General features: G+C 32.9%; 21 protein-coding genes and 2 pseudogenes. 2 read left to right on the forward strand and 21 right to left on the reverse strand.

Features of this window, described 5'->3' with window-relative positions:
- Positions 1-134 precede the first annotated feature (134 nt).
- Positions 135-1,178, reverse strand: a pseudogene (locus EKM68_RS11800) (IS5-like element ISLrh3 family transposase); the annotation flags it as partial.
- On the opposite strand from EKM68_RS11800, the gene EKM68_RS11805 reads away from it, so the two are divergent.
- Both EKM68_RS11805 and EKM68_RS13865 read left to right on the forward strand, forming a co-directional pair.
- Complete coding sequence (locus tag EKM68_RS11805) at positions 1,149-2,135, forward strand: ISL3 family transposase (protein ID WP_164509433.1); 987 nt, start codon at positions 1,149-1,151, stop codon at positions 2,133-2,135. The pseudogene EKM68_RS11800 and the gene EKM68_RS11805 sit on opposite strands and share 30 nt — an antisense overlap.
- 23 nt (positions 2,136-2,158) lie before the next feature.
- The gene (locus EKM68_RS13865) at positions 2,159-2,281 is read left to right on the forward strand and encodes a transposase (RefSeq protein WP_404810807.1); all 123 of its coding nucleotides are present in this window, start codon (positions 2,159-2,161) and stop codon (positions 2,279-2,281) included.
- Positions 2,282-2,398: 117 nt separating this feature from the next.
- Here the strand turns inward: EKM68_RS13865 and EKM68_RS11815 are convergent, their stop codons facing one another.
- From EKM68_RS11815 to EKM68_RS13630, 20 genes and pseudogenes are all read right to left on the reverse strand, one after another.
- Positions 2,399-3,520, reverse strand: coding sequence for an LCP family protein (locus EKM68_RS11815; protein WP_125591027.1), 1,122 nt, complete (start codon positions 3,518-3,520; stop codon positions 2,399-2,401).
- 23 nt (positions 3,521-3,543) lie between these two features.
- The gene (rfbD, locus tag EKM68_RS11820) at positions 3,544-4,386 is read right to left on the reverse strand and encodes a dTDP-4-dehydrorhamnose reductase (protein WP_125591029.1); all 843 of its coding nucleotides are present in this window, start codon (positions 4,384-4,386) and stop codon (positions 3,544-3,546) included.
- A gap of 27 nt (positions 4,387-4,413) precedes the next feature.
- Positions 4,414-5,427 (reverse strand): dTDP-glucose 4,6-dehydratase, encoded by a 1,014-nt coding sequence (gene rfbB / locus EKM68_RS11825; RefSeq protein WP_054643352.1) that lies wholly within the window; start codon positions 5,425-5,427, stop codon positions 4,414-4,416.
- Positions 5,428-5,443: 16 nt separating this feature from the next.
- Positions 5,444-6,025 carry a dTDP-4-dehydrorhamnose 3,5-epimerase gene (rfbC, locus tag EKM68_RS11830; RefSeq protein ID WP_125591031.1) on the reverse strand — a complete coding sequence of 194 codons (582 nt, stop codon included), beginning with the start codon at positions 6,023-6,025 and terminating at the stop codon, positions 5,444-5,446.
- The gene (rfbA, locus tag EKM68_RS11835) at positions 6,025-6,894 is read right to left on the reverse strand and encodes a glucose-1-phosphate thymidylyltransferase RfbA (protein ID WP_125591032.1); all 870 of its coding nucleotides are present in this window, start codon (positions 6,892-6,894) and stop codon (positions 6,025-6,027) included. The genes rfbC and rfbA overlap by 1 nt, the downstream gene beginning before the upstream one ends.
- Positions 6,895-6,919: 25 nt before the next feature.
- Positions 6,920-8,317, reverse strand: coding sequence for a lipopolysaccharide biosynthesis protein (locus EKM68_RS11840; RefSeq protein ID WP_164509434.1), 1,398 nt, complete (start codon positions 8,315-8,317; stop codon positions 6,920-6,922).
- A gap of 18 nt (positions 8,318-8,335) precedes the next feature.
- Entirely contained in the window at positions 8,336-9,538 is a 1,203-nt protein-coding gene (locus EKM68_RS11845) for an O-antigen polymerase (protein WP_125591036.1), read from the reverse strand.
- 23 nt (positions 9,539-9,561) lie between these two features.
- Positions 9,562-10,464 carry a glycosyltransferase gene (locus tag EKM68_RS11850; protein WP_125591037.1) on the reverse strand — a complete coding sequence of 301 codons (903 nt, stop codon included), beginning with the start codon at positions 10,462-10,464 and terminating at the stop codon, positions 9,562-9,564.
- 24 nt (positions 10,465-10,488) lie between these two features.
- Positions 10,489-11,289 carry a glycosyltransferase family 2 protein gene (locus EKM68_RS11855; protein WP_125591038.1) on the reverse strand — a complete coding sequence of 267 codons (801 nt, stop codon included), beginning with the start codon at positions 11,287-11,289 and terminating at the stop codon, positions 10,489-10,491.
- A complete protein-coding gene (locus tag EKM68_RS11860; RefSeq protein ID WP_125591039.1) occupies positions 11,282-12,379 on the reverse strand; it encodes a glycosyltransferase in 1,098 nt (365 codons plus the stop codon). Before EKM68_RS11860 ends, EKM68_RS11855 begins: the two co-directional genes overlap by 8 nt.
- Positions 12,380-12,402: 23 nt before the next feature.
- Entirely contained in the window at positions 12,403-13,257 is an 855-nt protein-coding gene (locus EKM68_RS11865; protein ID WP_125591040.1) for a glycosyltransferase family 2 protein, read from the reverse strand.
- A 21-nt stretch (positions 13,258-13,278) separates the two neighbouring features.
- Positions 13,279-13,956, reverse strand: a complete 678-nt coding sequence (locus tag EKM68_RS11870; RefSeq protein ID WP_125591041.1) for a sugar transferase — start codon at positions 13,954-13,956, stop codon at positions 13,279-13,281.
- A 32-nt stretch (positions 13,957-13,988) separates the two neighbouring features.
- Positions 13,989-14,774, reverse strand: a complete 786-nt coding sequence (locus EKM68_RS11875; protein WP_125591042.1) for a tyrosine-protein phosphatase — start codon at positions 14,772-14,774, stop codon at positions 13,989-13,991.
- The gene (locus EKM68_RS11880) at positions 14,771-15,502 is read right to left on the reverse strand and encodes a CpsD/CapB family tyrosine-protein kinase (RefSeq protein ID WP_125591043.1); all 732 of its coding nucleotides are present in this window, start codon (positions 15,500-15,502) and stop codon (positions 14,771-14,773) included. The genes EKM68_RS11875 and EKM68_RS11880 overlap by 4 nt, the downstream gene beginning before the upstream one ends.
- An 8-nt stretch (positions 15,503-15,510) precedes the next feature.
- Positions 15,511-16,287: a YveK family protein gene (locus EKM68_RS11885; RefSeq protein ID WP_125591044.1), complete on the reverse strand. Its 777-nt coding sequence runs from the start codon at positions 16,285-16,287 to the stop codon at positions 15,511-15,513.
- A gap of 282 nt (positions 16,288-16,569) precedes the next feature.
- Entirely contained in the window at positions 16,570-16,806 is a 237-nt protein-coding gene (locus EKM68_RS11890) for a hypothetical protein (RefSeq protein ID WP_125591045.1), read from the reverse strand.
- Positions 16,807-17,075: 269 nt separating this feature from the next.
- A complete protein-coding gene (locus tag EKM68_RS13870; RefSeq protein WP_164509435.1) occupies positions 17,076-17,213 on the reverse strand; it encodes a hypothetical protein in 138 nt (45 codons plus the stop codon).
- 18 nt (positions 17,214-17,231) lie between these two features.
- Positions 17,232-17,480 carry a GlsB/YeaQ/YmgE family stress response membrane protein gene (locus EKM68_RS11900; RefSeq protein WP_002831196.1) on the reverse strand — a complete coding sequence of 83 codons (249 nt, stop codon included), beginning with the start codon at positions 17,478-17,480 and terminating at the stop codon, positions 17,232-17,234.
- Between the two features lie 507 nt (positions 17,481-17,987).
- On the reverse strand, positions 17,988-18,575 hold the full coding sequence (locus tag EKM68_RS11905; RefSeq protein WP_003596518.1) for a recombinase family protein: 588 nt from the start codon (positions 18,573-18,575) through the stop codon (positions 17,988-17,990).
- 127 nt (positions 18,576-18,702) lie between these two features.
- Positions 18,703-18,798, reverse strand: a pseudogene (locus EKM68_RS13630) (IS5/IS1182 family transposase); the annotation flags it as partial.
- Positions 18,799-18,898 lie beyond the last annotated feature (100 nt).

Consider the following 18,898-nt stretch of genomic DNA (forward strand, 5'->3'; position numbering starts at 1 on the left):
AGATGTACCCAAAGTAATCACTCCCTATATTGGTTGGAATTAGCTACTACCATTGTAAGTGATTACTTTGGGCTTTTTAATTTCTGTTCGGATTAATTATAGAATTTGCCAGTACTTAATTAGTGGCTGGTGAATTAGGCAACATTCCGGCTACCTGAAACGTGAATTTGATAGTGAATTAAGATGGATTCCTGCTTATATTTTACAAAAATCAAAATTGGTCCATTAAAAAGCCTTAATAGCATCTTTAGATTGGCTAGATTGATCGCAATATCAATCGTCACTGCGATGCTGGCTACCGTTTTAGTCCGCACCAATGAAAGTCCCAAAGGGCCTTTCATGAAGGCAAAACCGCGTTCAATTTTCCCGCGCCGCTTCTCTGCGTCACGATCAACTTGCCGCTGCTTAGCATCCATCTTTTTAGGCTTACGTCCTAAACGTGGTCCCGACAACCTAATGCCTAGTCGTTGACAGAGCTGACGATTCTCGCGGGTACGATAAAGTGTGTCAGCTAAGATTTCATCGGGATAATAACCATGCACGTCGAAATAATGATCGATGGTTGTTGCTAAATCTTGGCTTTCATTGAACGCCTTAAAATCAAATCGTTCGATATCGATCATGCCATCGGCAATTGAAGCATCAATCTTGGGACCAAATTCGGTTCGTTGTTTGGCTTTACCACGGTTAATCGGGCGAATCCACGGTTGTGCCAAGCTAACAATCCGTCCTGGGACCCGATGGGTCCGATTTTCATACATGAACATTTGCTGGTCAAAAAGTTCACGAATCACAGCCAATCGCTTGGTTTGCCTTTCGTTAAGAGAGGCACCGTGGGTCAACAGCACATCGATATAACGTAGATCACGTCGGACATACTGGAGCTGTACTTTGATCTGCTTGCGTGTTTCCTTAGCCCAACGCCGCGGTTTTCTAGCAAAAGCGGTCCACTTAGCTTTTGCTTCACGTTTGTAGGTTCGTGGAGGCTTGATTTGCAACTGATGAGCCATATCTAATAACATTTCTTCTAGATTGAGCCGAGCTTGATTTAGCAGCGAAGTATCTTGTGGAAAACGAATTTCAATTGGCACCGCAGTAGCGTCTGTGATCAAGACACGGAGCTCATCATCTGGCAATAAGCTTTGGATTTGTTCGCGCAAGGTATCACTGATGATATTGGATGTCCACAATGTGGTTTAAATTCATTAGTCAAGAATGGAAAAAGAAAAACTAATGCCAGATTGGCCAGCTTTAACGGTATTGAATATCATTTGGTACTCAATAAGCAACGTTATATTTGTAAGAACTGTGGAAGCACCTGCGGTGCCCACAGTGATTTATTAATCAAAAATCACACTATGACAAAACAAGTTCAAAATAGAATATTCGATATGGCAAGGGAATCTCTTACGTTAACATCTATAGCCAAGATCATCGGAGTATCAGTAAATACAGTAAGTAGAATCTTGTATGACAATATCAAATTACCAAATAGATGTAACGTTCTTCCTGAGAACCTGTGCTTTGATGAATTTCGCTCAGTTAACGGTATATTTACTTTCATAGCTATTGATGCTCAAACTCATCATCTGATTGAACTTATTCACGACCGATTGTCTAAAACAGTAACTGAACATTTTATAAATAACTATAGCTTGTCGGAACGACAAGCAGTAAAGACCGTTTCTATTGATCTGAATGCTAATTATCAGATGGTTGTTCATAGAATCTTTCCTAATGCTCAAATAATAGTTGATAGGTTTCATATTGTTCAATTGTGTAGTAGAGCCTTAGACCAGGTTAGAATCAGTTGTCTGAAAAAGATAAGTGATAAACACTCACGCTTATACAAAGCTCTTAAATCCAATTGGCGTCTCTATCATCTGCCTGAGGCAGATGTAGACGACAAGAAAGTAAAATATATCTTTGGTATCAATGAATATACTACGACACAAAACGTTATCGATATAGCCATTGATAGCTTACCGATTTTTAAAAACACCTATGATGTTTATCAAGGTATTCAGAAGGCAATACATGAACATGACATAGCACTACTCGAAGAAACTATTTACGGGTATAAAAAGAACAACACGTTATGGATACATCTATTTCAACGTTACGGAAGAATTTAAATTACGTGAGAAATAGTTGTACGATGTCTTACTCCAATGGTCCCCTTGAAGGGACTATCGGAAAGATAAAAAAACTCAAACATATCAGTTATGGTTTTAAAAGTCTTGACCATTTTCTTAAGAGAATAAGACTCATTTGTGCATAAAAAAAGACAACCTACATGAGGTTGCCTTCCATACAAAAACTATTCATCAATACTATTTGACAAAGGACCATTTTAACCGTCATTTTCCTACATTTTTATACCGCTCTTGATATTTAATTAATAACCTGAGTTAGAATATCCACTATTGCTTATACCAGAACCACTGTTTGTTCCAGTACTATTCTTATTGGATGTTCCCGTGGTTGAACGTTGTGAACCAATATTATTGATATCTTGAACCGACTTAGTTGTTGTTGAACTTTGTGTAGAAGGCTTAAACTGAATATTACCTGTCTTAGCATGTGGCAAATCTAAATTCTCACGAATAAAGTTTGTAACTCGTTGTAATTCGGATTCCTTCATAACTTCCATACTTTGTTTTGCAACTTCTTCTCCATTACCTTGCAAATGAGTCTCTGAAGTATGTTTTCTAACTGAATTATAATCCTTAGCAAGGGCAGTTAATTCATCGAATGTCAAATCAGTTTGTGTTTGATCAGATAATGAGTTAATAAAGCTTTGGTTTAATAACGTAGATACTGAACTACTCTTATGTACCAAAGCAGTAAGTACAGCTCGTTGACGAGTTTGACGTCCATAATCACCTTGTGGATCATCATAACGCATACGTGAATATGCTAAAGCCTTCTTGCCATTCATATGAGTCTTTTCACCTTTTGTAAATGAGAATCCTTCATACTTAAAACTTAAGGTTGGTGTTACATCAACACCATTAGCTTGATTAATAACCTTTTCCATACCACCCATATTAATAAGTGCGTAAAAATCAATTGGAATATTCAAAAGTTTTTGAACGGTTTTAATTGCTGTCTTAGTTTGACCGTAAGAATATGCCGCATTAATTTTAGCTGGTGAAACCGACTTATAACCAGGTATATTGACAGCAGTATCACGTGGAATACTTGTTACTGTTGTTTTGTTTTCACTTGGATTTAATGTAATTACCATCATACTATCCGTACGACCTTTGTAATCACGTCCCAATGCACCGGTATCAGTTCCCATCAAAAGAATAGATACTGGTTTTTTATTTTTCAAAGCACTACTTACATCACGTTCTTTTGTAACACCTGATGGTTTAAAAGAACTATTAACTGAATTCTTTACACTACGATAGCGTGTCATACCATATGCTGCTCCACCTAAAACTAACAACAATACAAATGCCAAAAACACATTTCTTAATGTATGCTTTTTCTTTTTCTTATTATTATGCATAATACAAATTCCCCCAATATGTTCTAATTTACATTATTTAGAAAACTAGACAAGGCTTCCTGCCAATTAATTACCTCAAAACCTGTATTTTCAACCTTAGCTAAGTCCATAACAGAATGTCTTGGACGATAAGCCTTTTGAGGGTATTCATCTGATGTTACAGGATCAATTTTAATATTCTTATCTTTAAGTATTTCTTTGGCAAACTCATACCAAGTACATGAACCTTCATTAGACAATTGATATAAACCGTAAGGAACATTATTTTCAACAACGTAATTCATAAACTCAGCTAGTGTTCTTGTCCAAGTTGGACGCCCCATTTGATCATTTACTACAGTTAGATGATCATGTGTCTCAGCCAAACGAAGCATTGTGTAAACAAAGTTCTTCCCGTATTCGCCAAACACCCATGAAGTACGAATAATATAATACTTACTCATTATCTCGGATACTGCTTTTTCTCCAGCTAATTTGGCACGTCCATATTCGTTTTGAGGATTTGGAATGGAATCTTCCGTATACATATCTTCATTTTTTCCATCAAACACATAATCAGTACTTATATAAACCATTGTTGCTCCAATTTTTTCAGAAGCTTCAGCAATATTCTTAGTACCGTCAACGTTTACTTTTTGATTAGTAGTTTTACCAGGTTCTTCTTCGGCTGCATCAACGGCTGTAAAAGCGGCACAATGATAAACAAGTTCAGGCTTATATTTATTAAAGTAATCAGCAACCGCTTTATTGTCAGTAATATCTAAGTCACTTGAACCTGTGCCTACATATTCAATATTCTTTTCATCAAGTAAGTGACAAAGTTCAGTTCCTAGTTGACCTTGAGCACCTGTTATTAATATTCTCATCGTGCTTTTTCCCCTTTAAGTTAAATCCTATTGACCATTTTTAGCATACTTAGCTTCGACTTCAGCTTTTTCAGCTTTCCACCAGTCCTCATGTTCTGTATACCAATCAATCGTATGTTGTAAACCAGTTCTAAAATCAGTATATTCTGGTTTCCAACCTAACTCTTCACGTAATTTAGTTGAATCAATAGCATAACGCATATCATGTCCCGGACGATCTTTAACCAATTCATAATCATCAGATGGTTTACCCATCAATTCAAGAATTAGTTCAAGAACTTCTTTATTATTCTTTTCACCATTAGCACCGATTAAGTAAGTTTCACCAATCTTACCTTTTGTAAGAATAGTCCAAACTGCTCGTGAATGATCATTTGTATGAATCCAATCACGTACATTTTTACCAGAACCGTAAAGTTTTGGACGAATACCACTTAAAATATTAGTGATTTGTCTAGGTATAAACTTTTCAATATGTTGATAAGGTCCATAGTTATTAGAACAATTAGAAATTGTTGCTTGTAATCCAAAGGAACGAACCCATGCACGAACTAGTAAATCAGAACTAGCCTTAGATGACGAATAAGGACTGCTTGGATTATAACGTGATTCAGGGGTGAATTTATCACCATTTCCATCTTTATCTCTCAAAGGAAGATCCCCATAAACTTCATCAGTTGAAATATGATGGAAACGAACATTATATTTACGACATGCTTCAAGCAATGTGTAAGTACCAACAATGTTAGTTTGAATAAAAGGAGAAGGATCAATCAATGAATTATCATTGTGACTTTCTGCAGCATAGTGAACAACTGCATCTGCTTTACTTACTAATTTATCAACTAAAGGAGCATCCTTAATATCGCCAACTACTAATTCAACCCTATCCTTAGGTAATCCAGCTAAATTGGCACGATTACCAGCATAAGTTAATTTGTCTAGTACTGTAATATGTACTTCTGGATGGTTCTTTACAACATAATGGACAAAGTTAGAACCGATAAATCCAGCCCCACCTGTAACAATAATATTTTTCATTGGTTATCTCCCTGTATTAAATTTCACCATATACGAATGGATTATTTTTTTCAAACTCTGTAAATGTAGGTTGATTAGCATCCTTTTCAGAAGTAATGGCTTGATCAAAATCGATTGGCCATTGAATACCTAACTCTGGAGTTTTAAATGAGAAACCACCATCTGCTTCAGCATCATAATAGTTATCACACTTATACAAGAAGTTAACGTCATTTGTTAATGTGACAAAACCATGGGCAAACCCCTTTGGTACTAGTAATTGACGATGGTTACTTGCAGAAATAATGTAACCTTCCCATTGTTTGTATGTGGGTGAGCCTTTACGTACATCAACGATTAAGTCAAGAACAGCACCTGTAACAACACGAATTAGCTTAGTCTGAGCAGCTTTCCCTCGTTGAAAATGTAATCCACGCAAAACTCCAGCTTCACTAGATAATGATTGATTATCTTGAATGAAGTCAAAATTAATACCGGCTTCCTTGAAGTCACGGTCTGAATAAGTTTCAGTAAAGAAACCACGACTATCTCCAAAAACAGCCGGTTCAATAATTTTTACATCTTGTAATTTTGTTGTTGTTACTTTTAATTTTCCCATTATTTTTCTCCCACTAATCTCAATAAGTATTGCCCATAATCATTTTTCTTTAATGGTTGAGCTAACTTAATAACTTGTTCTTTATCAATGTAATTCATTCGATAAGCAATTTCCTCTAAACATGCGACCTTGAGGTTTTGTCTCTTTTGAACAGTCGCAATAAAACTACTTGCCTCTTGAAGCGAATCATGTGTACCTGTATCCAACCATGCAAAACCTCGCCCCATCAATTCAACATCCAATTGATTTCTATCTAGATAAGCCTTGTTAATATCAGTTATTTCCAGTTCACCACGTGGTGAAGGTTCAATATTCTTAGCAATATCAACTACTTGATTGTCATAGAAGTACAAACCAGTCACCGCGTAATTGCTTGCTGGTTTTTTTGGTTTCTCAACGATTGACTTAGCATGCATATTCTCATCAAAATCAACAACGCCAAAACGTTCTGGATCATTAACATGATAACCGAATACTGTTGCACCTATTTTTTTGGAACTTGCATGTTGTAATGTTTCAGACAGACCTGCTCCATAGAAAATATTATCTCCAAGAATCAGGCACACTGAATCATTGCCTATAAAATCTGCACCAATTATAAAAGCATCAGCCAGTCCTCTTGGCTCTTTTTGAACTTTGTATTCCAGGTTCAATCCAATAGAATGACCATCCCCAAATAATTCCTCAAATTGAGGTAAAAATTCTGGCGTAGAAATTATTAAAATATCTCTAACACCAGCCAGCATAAGAGTTGACATTGGATAGTAAATCATTGGTTTATCATAAATTGGTATTAATTGCTTACTCGTTGCCTTAGTTATTGGATAAAGTCTTGTACCCGAACCACCTGCCAATATTATTCCCTTCAATTTGATTTCCTCCTTATATTCTTCTCTAAAAATTGGATAATTTCTTTAAAACAGTTATGCCCAATTTTATTGAATCCTTTTTTATAACCAAATAAATTAAAACAACAATTAAATAACCTAGCACACTCATAATTAAAGAATAATTCCAAGAAACAATCATAAAAGCAATAATAAACAAATTTTCGAAAATTAATTCTTTCCAAAAAGTTATTTTTATTCTTCTTGAAATTATAAGTTCTGATACAACACTTCGCATTCCCATAACAATTGCTATAGAAAAAACTGCAGAATTCAAATCATGAAATATGTAAACAGTGAGAATGGTTAAAAATATACTTGCTAACAAAGTTATTACATTTATAATCAAAAGTTTAAATTCCATTCTCAAATTCTTCATAAACGTATTTGATAATATTTCAAATTTCCCCTGATAGACCATCATCGGCATCAAAACAGCGGCATACTGTAAAGCATCTGAATACTTTGGTAACCACATTGGTATCAATAGTTTTATAGGAAAGTAAGCAAACATTATTACATATAACATTGGCATTAAAACATTTCTTGTTCCTTCATATAGCTCCGTAATATTTTGATTGGTTCTACGCAAAGTAGGAAATAGCACCAGACTAACTGCATTAATAAAGACCATTATTAGATTTGCTATTGATAATACTAATGACACTTTACCAAAAGTTGATACAGACCATCTCTGTTGAATACCAAATCTTATTACTCCTACAATTAATATTGCTGTAAAATTAGCAATCATTAATTTAAAACCTGAATTTATATTTAATTTTGCCTCTTTAAAGGCATCTTTGAAATCATAAGGTTCATTAAAATCAAAAATCTCCTTTAATTGTAAAAAACCTGATATACACGTTCCAAATTGAGAAATAAGAAACGCAATAATCATAAAGCGATAATCAGCTAACCCTAATAAAAGAATGACAATAATCAATGCAAGATAGACAATAGATTGAACGGATAAATTAACTGCATAGCCTTTAAAATCCCCAACTGACTGCAATATCATGGTAATCCATGTTCTAATATTTGCAACAATCACTGCAATCCCTAACGTCTCAATAATAAAAGAGTCTCCAGTTGAAAAACACAACCCATAAATATAAATTGAAAGTCCTAGTATAATATTATATGAAATAAATAAAATAGTCTCAGCCATGATGGATCCAATATTTATGTCTTCGACCTTTTGACCACCCCTTCTAAGAAATAAGCCATCGGCCCAACCTAAGTGAAGGACACCCACATAACCAAAATAAAATATGAATAATTGCCATAAACCATATTCATAAACACCTATAAATTTTGGTATAACCAATATTACAAGTATTGACACAAGAACATTCAATATGTTAGATGAAAACGTATACGATATATTTTTAAGAAGTTTCAATTCATATCCTCAATCAATTCATTTTTTTCTCTTTAATATCAAGGCTAAAAACAATATCAATATTAGTTGCATTGATATACCTGAAAAAGCCCAAGGATTATCAAAAATAGTCATTATATACATCGTACTCAAAGTAGCTATTCCAATTATTGAAAAGCCTCGATTAATTGTATAAAGCAAATATAAATAAACAATAGGAAATAACAAAAAGAATACTGCCATTATTATCATTCCCATCCAACCTAATTGAAGATAAGACTCATAAAAAGCAGTCGCAACATTTAAATTAACATTCACCCTTGTTGAATAACCAGAAATAGAAACTTGATCCTTATAATCAGGATACAAATTTTTAGATACAATGTCCGGAGTATATTGAGTAACTATATATTTACTAATTTCATTTTCACCATTATTTAGTGATACGTTATCACTCACAGCGGACTGTAAATTAGCTACAGGAGATGTAAGATATAAATAAGGCCAAAAAAATGGTGCATATGGAGATATACTAGAAATTTTTGAATTAGCAGATCCAATTTGATATATTAAAGAACTATCTAATACATTCGTTGTTTTTAACCCCACTTGATTATTAAGACGGTAGTTACCCGCTAATCCGAATAGAAATGCAGCGACTAGGCTACCAATTATCAAACCCATAAATATTTTGAACTTAATTACATTAAAATTACTAAGTATATAAATAATAGCTGCCATTACCAGAGATAAAATAATTCCTGCCCTCGAAAGAGCTAACAAACTTGGTATAAAAGAATACAGAGTTACAAAAAGTATTTTCTTTTCTTTATTTAAACTAAATAATTGTACCGAATACAACGTAAGAAGTGTCGACAACATTATTATTATAACGTGTAACGTCGGTATACCATAATTCGTCATTGGTTTAAAGAGTGGATACCCCTTGCTATAAATACCATCTGCAAAGCTTCCCATAGTTATAATTAAAATTAAAATACCCATAGTTAATTTTGACTGTTTAATTCCAATTTTCCTAGTTGATAATATTCCCTTTGTAAATTGAGGAAGCATTAAACGTCCAATTATAAGCATTCCCGCTATAAAAGCAATTAAGAAAATCCACATTGACAGTGATATTCTAGGATAGATTGAAGACCATTGAAACGAATAAAAGAATAACGAGCAAATAATAATCATTGCTATTAAATAATAAGGGTTTAGTTTATTAATATTTTTCACTGCAAAAGTCCTTTCATGTTTAATTAGATCATTAAAAATAGCTTTACAGTTTCATGCTTATTAAGCCCTTTTATTTTTAATTCACGTAATAACTTTATTCTTTGAATTTTATTTTTCATTTTCAAACAATTATAGAATTCTATGATTAATCTGTTTTTTTCTTTCAACGGAACTCTAAGTACTCTCTTACATAATTTCAATTTTTTAATACGAAATTCTTTTCCTTTTTTAACATCTTGGATAAATCCATTTATTTTTTTAAAATAATTCATTCTTTTAAAATTATTAGTCACATTATCATTATGAAGTCTATGAAGCATGGTCACATGATCTAAGTAAAAAATATTTCCATATGTTAAAGCTAACAACATCACCCAATTATCATGGTTATCCGCCTCTGGTGGAATACTTCCCGAATATTTCAATAATTTATTATTAATCATAACGGTACATCCCATTATCCAATTTTGAAAAAGCAATATTGAATGTTCTTCTGTAGGAAAAAAGTTATCATATTTATTTTTAATACTACCAGATATATTATTCTCATTATAATTTGTATACACAAGCGTTGGACCATTTTCTTTCGACTTCATAAACCGTAAAGTTTCGAGTATTTTATCTTTATACCAAATATCATCCTGGTCTGAAAACATTATATATTCATATTCCATATTATTAACGTATCTCATTAATTTATCAAAGTTATACAGTTGTCCATTGTTGTTGTCCTTAATATTCAAAACATGTACTCGATTATCTTTAATGGAAAAAGATTTTATTATATCTAGTGTTTTATCTCTTGATCCATCATCATTGACGTACAAATCAAATTTAGAATATGATTGGTCTAATATGCTTTGCATTTGTTGCTTTAAAAACTTTTCTCCATTGAATGTAGCCATCAAAATACATAATTTATTCATATCTACCCCGTATTCACATCATTACTAGTTCATTTTCCCATTTATTCCATCATTAATGCCCGATGTAATAAATTTTATTCTCTTCAATTTATTCTTACAAAAAAATATTTCAAACACTGTATGTTTAATAATCTTGTAGATAAACATCACTTTAGAATCAATCATCAAGCCATTCTTTAATAAATAGATAGAATTTCGATAAAAATAATAATCCCTAAACGGTTTTGAAACTATTTTACCCACTACTTTATCTGGCTCATCAGTTTGATGGGAAAGAATAACTGAATTATCAGAATAAACCTTGTACCCTTTAGATCTAGCTCTCCAACACCATTCATAATCAACGAAGTCTATAAAAAAATCGTCCCTCATATTTCCTATATCTTTAAGCACTTCTACTGGTATGAGTGATCCTGAAGAGATAACTTCTTTTTCAAGAGTATATTTGATACTTGTCTCATCATTACCTGGTGCTATTATTCCAACCCTATGACTAGTCCTTAAATACTCAATCGATTTCATTAGACTATTTATTTGTTCCGTAGATAAGTAACTATCCTGATCAAAAAACAACAGATATTTAACTTTTTGAGAAATTAAATATTCAATTCCAATATTTTGAGCCTTAGCAATTCCTAAATTATCGCCAGCACATATATACTCTATATTGGAATACTTAATTAAACTTTCGCCTACATAGGGATTCTTCGAATTATCTACTACAACTATATTATTAGAAGAATCAATATATTCATTAATATTCCCAATAAAATCTTTTTCATCAGGATTATACGTTACAATAATAATTCCAAGACCATCAATCATTATTAGTTACCACTTTTCCTGAATTAAGGATCAAGTCAATTACAGATTTTTTCTCTTTTATTTCCATTGCACTACCACTAATTTTATATTCACGTTTTATACAATGTTCCATCTTATCAACAAGATCATTCACACTCTTAACGTCATAAAAAACTTTATTTTTATATTCCGCCAATATTTCCCTACCAAAACTTGTATTACCAATGATAATAAAATCATTTGACATAGCGGCCTCTAAGATTGGTAATCCAAACGTTTCTATTAAAGATGGAAAAACAAGAACTTCTGTTTTATATCTATTCATTACTTCATTTCTTGAAATTCTACCCAAACAATGAACAGAATTAGGAACTTTTAAGTTTAAAGTATTTAATTCCTCACTTGTTAGTGTGCAATACACATTAAACTTATATCCCTTTTTTTCCAAAATATCGGAAGCTTCAAACAGTAATTTATGATTTTTGTATGCCATACCAGTCGCTGGATAAAAAAAAGATGCCATATTCACATGATTACTTCTAACATCATTATGAATTCTATTTATCTTAGGTGGGAGAATATAAATATCTTCTGTCCTGGTAAGTTTATTATTCAAAACAGCATCTTTCATCCAATGAGTTTGTACTATTACTTTAGTATTACTATGTTTCAATGTGAAATTTATTACTTTTCCAACAATATTTTGGTATATCCAGAGTTTACGTTCGCTTTTATTAAATGGAGAGAACTTCATTTCCCTCTGATAAGGAAGAGGTTGATGTAGATAGGTCCATTTATTTTGTGCTTTTATACCAAGAGTCATTGTATTTTGCAAAGATATATATATATCAGGAGCCAAACTATTAATTAATTTTCTTCCAGAAAAAAATTCAAAATTCAAACGCTTGAGCCAAGATCGTTTTATTTCAGATTTTTTTATTATTTTTATTTGATCTGTCTCTTCAAAATATGTATCTGATAGAATAAATATCCATTCTACACTTTTGAATTGCTTATTAAATTCACATACTTCCTTATAAAAATCCTCAAGTATAGAATAAACACCTCCGGACTGAGGTACTGCTACAATATCATTTACTACAATTCTCATTTATTTTCCATCCTTGTATACTACTAAAATTTATAAGCAATAAATTTAATGACTTTCATAAAAAACGAATAAGGAATAAGATACATCTTGTTTTTTTTAAATAAGAATTTCCATTCAGATACAACCATTTTGATACCTTCCGACTCATTACTCCCAAACTCATCTTGTATCCACGGGTTTTGTTTATGGAAAGCACCTATACTCCTATATCGCTTAAATTGTTGTTTCAAATTCATTTTATTTGAATGTGTAACAACTGCATTTGCACAGTATCCAACCTCATATCCACTATTAATAGCTTTAGCCGCAATAAACATATCTTCACAATACTTTACACCCTTAGGAAAGGAACCTATCTTCATTAATAATTTCCATCTATATATTGAAAATGCATCTGAAGAAAAGACAGTTTTTATACCCAACTTTGGTATGTCCTTCTTTGATTTTATCTGACTCACATTTGGATAATTGAATTCTCTTGATCGTTGTTCCAATATATTAGTTTTCAATACATCTGATTCTTGCTTTCCATAAGCCACAGCCATGTTAGGATGATTTATTATAAAATTTAGAATTTCTTTTATCGCATTTTTATGTAAAAAAACATCCTGTGTCATATATATAATATATTCACAATTTTTTAACGAAATTGCAGCACGCCTTCGAACCTCACCGTGAGTAAATTCTTTTCGTGAAATTTTCTTTACATCAAACCCATGTTTCTCAGCTATAGAGACGGTATTATCATCTGAAAACGAATCAATTATTAACCTCTCAACTTCAAAACCTAGTTGATTTAAAGAATCGTCTATTTCAGATAAAACTTTTTCAAATTCATTGCCTGCATTATAGGTTGGAATAAATAATCCCAATTTCATACCCTTATTCCCACCTTACTTTTAATATGCACCTTTTCCCTTGAATATATTCACGACATTTCCGAACATTATCTTCATATCCAAGAAAATAGAAGCATTATCAATATAGCTCATTTCAATATTTGCACGTTCTGGATAACCAATTTCACTTCTACCAACGGCCTGCCACATACCCATTGCCCCAGGTTTTACTGATAATAGTTTATCTTTATCATATTCTTTAAGTTCTGCCTCAATAACTGGTCTTGGACCAACTAAACTCATGTCTCCTTTTAAAACATTAATGAATTGCGGTATTTCATCAACAGATGTTTTTCTTAAAAATGCTCCTAATTTTGTAATTCTAGGATCTTCCTCTGGTTTTAACTTATAATTATTATCAATGTATTTCTTATAAAGTTTTTTATTTTTATATAACTTCTGCTCAGCATTTACAACCATAGATCTAAATTTATACATTCCAAATTTTTTACCATTTAAACCAATTCTTATTTGCCTATAAAATAAAGGACCTCTATCAGACCTATTAATAACATTCAGCATCCAAACAATTAAGAATATTGGACTCAGTCCTACTAGTGCAAGAATAGAAATAACTACATCAAAAAGTCTTTTTACACATAAATATGTAAAGGGTAATTTTATCCGAGTTGATTTAATTTCTTTTTCTTCATTATTATCTCTACCTAAATATTCCATATCTTATACCTTCCCCCGCAACAATACATATTCTAAAATAACCAAAATTTCTTTTTCTTCTTAGGTAATGAAGATATCTCAATAAAATCAGTATCACCAACGTCATCACCATTGATGATATTTCTTGCATTAAGATTAAACAATTGAGCCTTGCGAAGTCCCTCTTCTTTTTCTAACTTCTCAAAGGCTTCCTTCATCAAATATCTACGCCCCTTAAAATTATGAGCATCAGATGAAAAAACAAATCCCAAATTGGCCTTAATAATTTCTTCAGTAAGTGTTTGAACCTTCTTACCAAACACGCCAAGATAACTACTACTTGTCAATTGCGTTAAACATCCCATTTTAACGAAATCATATAATTTATCAGGATCTTCTTGAATTCCTTGATTACGTTCCGGATGGGCAATAACCGGCGTTATACCACGAGTTGTTAAATCAAAAATCATATCCGCTGTATATTCAGGAATACCATCATGTGGCATTTCCAATAATATATAACGATTAGTTTCATCCATGAACAGAACATCATCTTTAGCAATGGCATCCATTAGTTCCCCTGTTAGATGAACTTCCTGACTAGCAAACACACTTAACGGTATGCCCGCATTATCTAAAGCTTCTTGAAATTCATTAGTCTTTCTAATCACATCCTGTTTGTGATTAGTGTATTCCCCATCCATGTGGTGAGGAGTTACCAGACTATTGGTAATTCCTTGATCTACAGCTGCCTTAGCCAAATCTAATGACATCTGCATATCTTTGGAACCATCATCAACGCCTGGCAATATGTGGCAATGCAAATCAATTAATTTCATTTCTCTTTCTCAGCTCCATAGTATCCGCCATAATAGCCTTGTGACTTTTCTTTTGTGACACGATTCATAATTACACCCAAAATATTAGCATGAACTGTATCTAATAATTGTTTAGCATGTGCAACCCCAGCTTTTTCAGCAATTCCTTGAGGCACAACCATTACGACACCATCTACTTGAGTAGCAAGAACTTGCGCATCAGTAACCGGATTAGCAGGTGGAGCATCCATTATTAATAGTCCAAATTTGTCCTCAAGGCGATTGATTAAGTCCTTATTTCTCATACTACCTAATAATTCTGAGGGATTAGGCGGAATCGGTCCACTAGTAATAACGAATAAATTTTTAACCATTGTTGGTTGAACGACATCCTCAAATGAAGCATTTCCCAATAAGTAACTTGAAAGTCCGACCCTATTACTTACATTAAAAGTTTTATGAATTGTCGGACGACGAAGATCGGCATCAACTAACACAACTGTTTCACCTTGTTTAGCCCAAGTTACCGCAACATTATTACTTACCGTAGACTTACCTTCACATGTAGCAGATGAGGTGAATAAAATTGAATTCAACTTTTTATCTACAGATGAGAATTGAATATTAGTTCTGATAGTATTAAATTGCTCTGAAATCGTACTGGTAGGGTCATCATAAGTAACCAAACCAACACCATTTTTCAAACTATAATTATCTAGCTTTGTAGTTTTCCTTTTAAATAATGCCATTTTATTTCCTAGACCCTTCTATGATTTCTTGAAGATTTATTGATACTCAATTTAGATTGAACTTTCTTATGTTCAACGGTTCTTTCAATATCTTTTTGATCGATTTCAGTAACTGTTCCTAAGCTTATAAGTCCTAGATCATCTGTCAAGAAACTCTCAGTCAAAACAGTCCTATCAGTTAATTCACGAACGAATGCTAACGCAATTCCTAAAATTGCACCTATAACTATTCCAGCTATAACATTCAAAGTCTTTCTAGGACTAACCGGTTTAGTATTAGCCGTAGCTTCGGATACAATTGAAACATTATTAACACTCATAATTTTTACAACTTTTTTCTTGAAAACCTTAGCTGTCATATTGGCAATTGCTGCCGCTGTGCCAGCATCTGTAGATTTAGCTGTTACTGAAAACACTTGAGAATTTTGAGAATTACTAATCGATAGTGATCCTTTCAATGCTCCCATAGAACCTGGATAACCAGGATAGCTGCTAACTTTCTTATTAACATCTTTTAAAACAGTAGGACTAGTAATAATATCCTTATAAGTACTGATCATCTGAACATCAGCCTGAACCTGCTGGAACTGTGCCGACTGCATGTCCTCTGATAATTTACGATTGACCAAAATTTGTGTAGTAGCGCTATATTTTGGTGTCATAACGAAAAAGGTAACAAAAATCGCTGCCAAAGTAACAACAATAGTTGTCCCGAAAATTGCTTTTATATGTTTGCGTAAGATGCCTACGATCTGCATCATACTAATATTTTGTTCTGATTCCACTTCGTCCTCCGAATATATACAATATAATGTTATTTATATACATAAAAACCCCAGCTTAATAAAGCATGTATAAAAAAAGTATAGTCCATTAACTCGTCCCAAACAATAATTCTTGACAAATTTAAAAATTTGGCAACATTTACCAGACATTTTTTAGTGTTTAGTAAAATTTAATTGGACTTTAATTTTACCTTTTTGATCAATCGTCTTTGTATATATGTTGGACAATGAAATCTAGAATTATTTCATTCATTTCTTACCCTTAAACAAAGCCTTTCTAATTCATCTCTGGGAAAAACCATAAATGTGTGACAAATCTTTAATACTAATAGTCTTATCACTGATACTTCCCAAATATTTTTCTAATGTTTGACGATCATAGAGTTTCATCGGCATCTGTACTTGGGTGCCTCGGAATTCATGATAAACTTTCATCATATTATCTTCGCCAACTAAATCATAAAGAGCCTTGTACGTTGGATGTAAAACCTCGTAGCGAATCTTTTCCTTTTTCAACATTATTTCCTCCCGAACTCCACTAATATATAAAATAGCAAAAATCTGGACACTCTAAAAATGCACGGTGCAATACAAATAGCATGTATGAAGTCCTATGAAATGACATATTAATGGAGACTTATTATTTTTATTTGTTGTGTTTCTTCCTATTATTAATAGTTAATTAGTCTATTAATAAAAAATAACAACTACATTTGAACCGGTTCATTCACCTTTGTATGTTCAAATATATTGGGAGTCAAGTTCAACTGTACAAAAAAAGGACGTCATTAGACGTCGCTTTCTCGCTTTAACCACTCAATATGATTTTTTTCTCGTTCAATAGCGCGCGTCAAAATCAAATAGTGACCAAAATTATTTTTTATTTGTTGTTGATCAGAAAAAACTGTTTGGAGTCGTTTTTGCAAATGAGCATAGGGAAAAATTTATCTTGTGCTACGACTTAAAAAGAAAGAAACTACTGCTACAACAACTATTGCGCCTATAATTGACGGAATAATGGCCATACCAGCTATATTTGGCCCCCAACTGCCTAAAATAGCTTCACCAATGGATGAGCCAACTAAGCCAGCGATAATATTGCTAATCCAGCCCATAGCTGCGCCCCGATTAGTGATGGCACCAGCAATTGCGCCAATAACAGCACCAACAATTAAAACCCATAACCAATGCATAAAATTCACTTCCTCTTTTTTGAACAAACTTTCTATAATGATTACAAGGATAAATATAACCTCATCAAGGGTGTGATGCAAGGAAACCATACTATCAAAGCTGTTGAACAAATTCATAATATTTCCTGTGCATGCTATTTATTTCATAAATGTTTCAATAATAAAATAGGTATGTAAAACAATTATTTGTGTTTCATATCTCCGATCAAGTGAAGTGTCCATTAACCAATTTTTGAGATTGCTAGTGTTGGGTTGACTGGGTGTCAACTTATATTATTAGCTACACCAATATGTATTTTCGGATAGATCAGTTAATTTAGCATTAATCATTTTTTCTTAAATAAAATAAAAAAGTGGGTAAATGAAAAATGATCATGATGTATACACAGTCAGGGTGTCATTCTTGTATGACATCTCGTTGATGGTTTAATAAACACGGAATCAGATTCCAAGAAAAAAAACTTTAGTAAACACCCTCCAAAACTATAAGTAAAGAAAATAGGGTCCCTATTTTCTTTTAATACCGTATTTCACACGGTATCGAATAAAGGTCGTCCGTTTAATACCTGTATTTCGGGACACATCAATGTCACTCATGCCAGCTCGATAAAGCTTAAAAGCATGTTGCAAACGGGGATCATCTTTGGCATATTGGGGTTTGCGCCCATGATATTTACCCTGCTGCTTAGCTAAGGCAATCCCTTGTTGCTGGCGCTCAATGATTCGCTTACGTTCACTTTCGGCCTGATACTTATAGAGTTCAATAATCAAGTTGGTCATCAGTTGACGTAAATTTGGGTCAGCAATCCCTGTCATGGACGGCAAATTTAACACATCTAGGGTGGCACCCTTATTTTGAATGGAGTTCATGATCTTAGTCAAATCATGGTTGTTTCTGCCTAAGCGATCTAATTCAGTGACCATTACAATATCACCCTCACGAATATAGGCCAGCATTTTTTGCAGTTCTGGCCGATTAGTGTTAGCCCCACTTAATTTATCCGTAAATAATTTATCAACGTCTTTTAAAGCCGCTAACTGTCGATCTAAATGTTGCTCCTTGGAACTCACACGCGCATAACCGATTTTAGCCATTTCCAATTCTCCTTTTGGACAGTTCTAATGAACACTTGTAATTCCTAGTATAGCACAGAAACAAAAAAGGCCACTAGGGTATACCCTAATGGCTACTTAATTCCTTATTAAAAATTATTTTGGGTCTAAACTTTCGAGGCTTGGTTCGCTGACGAAAATTTTCTAAAGCTGGTCGAATTAATTCAAATTGTTGCCGAGTAATATTGCTGGGATAATTTTTCATAGCTTAAACTCGCTTTTTTCATAGAAGTATATCAAAAATCATAGATCTTGGACAGCTTCTTAAGAAGAAATTATTAATTTTTTGACCTTTAGTACAGAAA

This window comes from Companilactobacillus jidongensis, assembly GCF_003946575.1.
Classification (GTDB): domain Bacteria; phylum Bacillota; class Bacilli; order Lactobacillales; family Lactobacillaceae; genus Companilactobacillus; species Companilactobacillus jidongensis.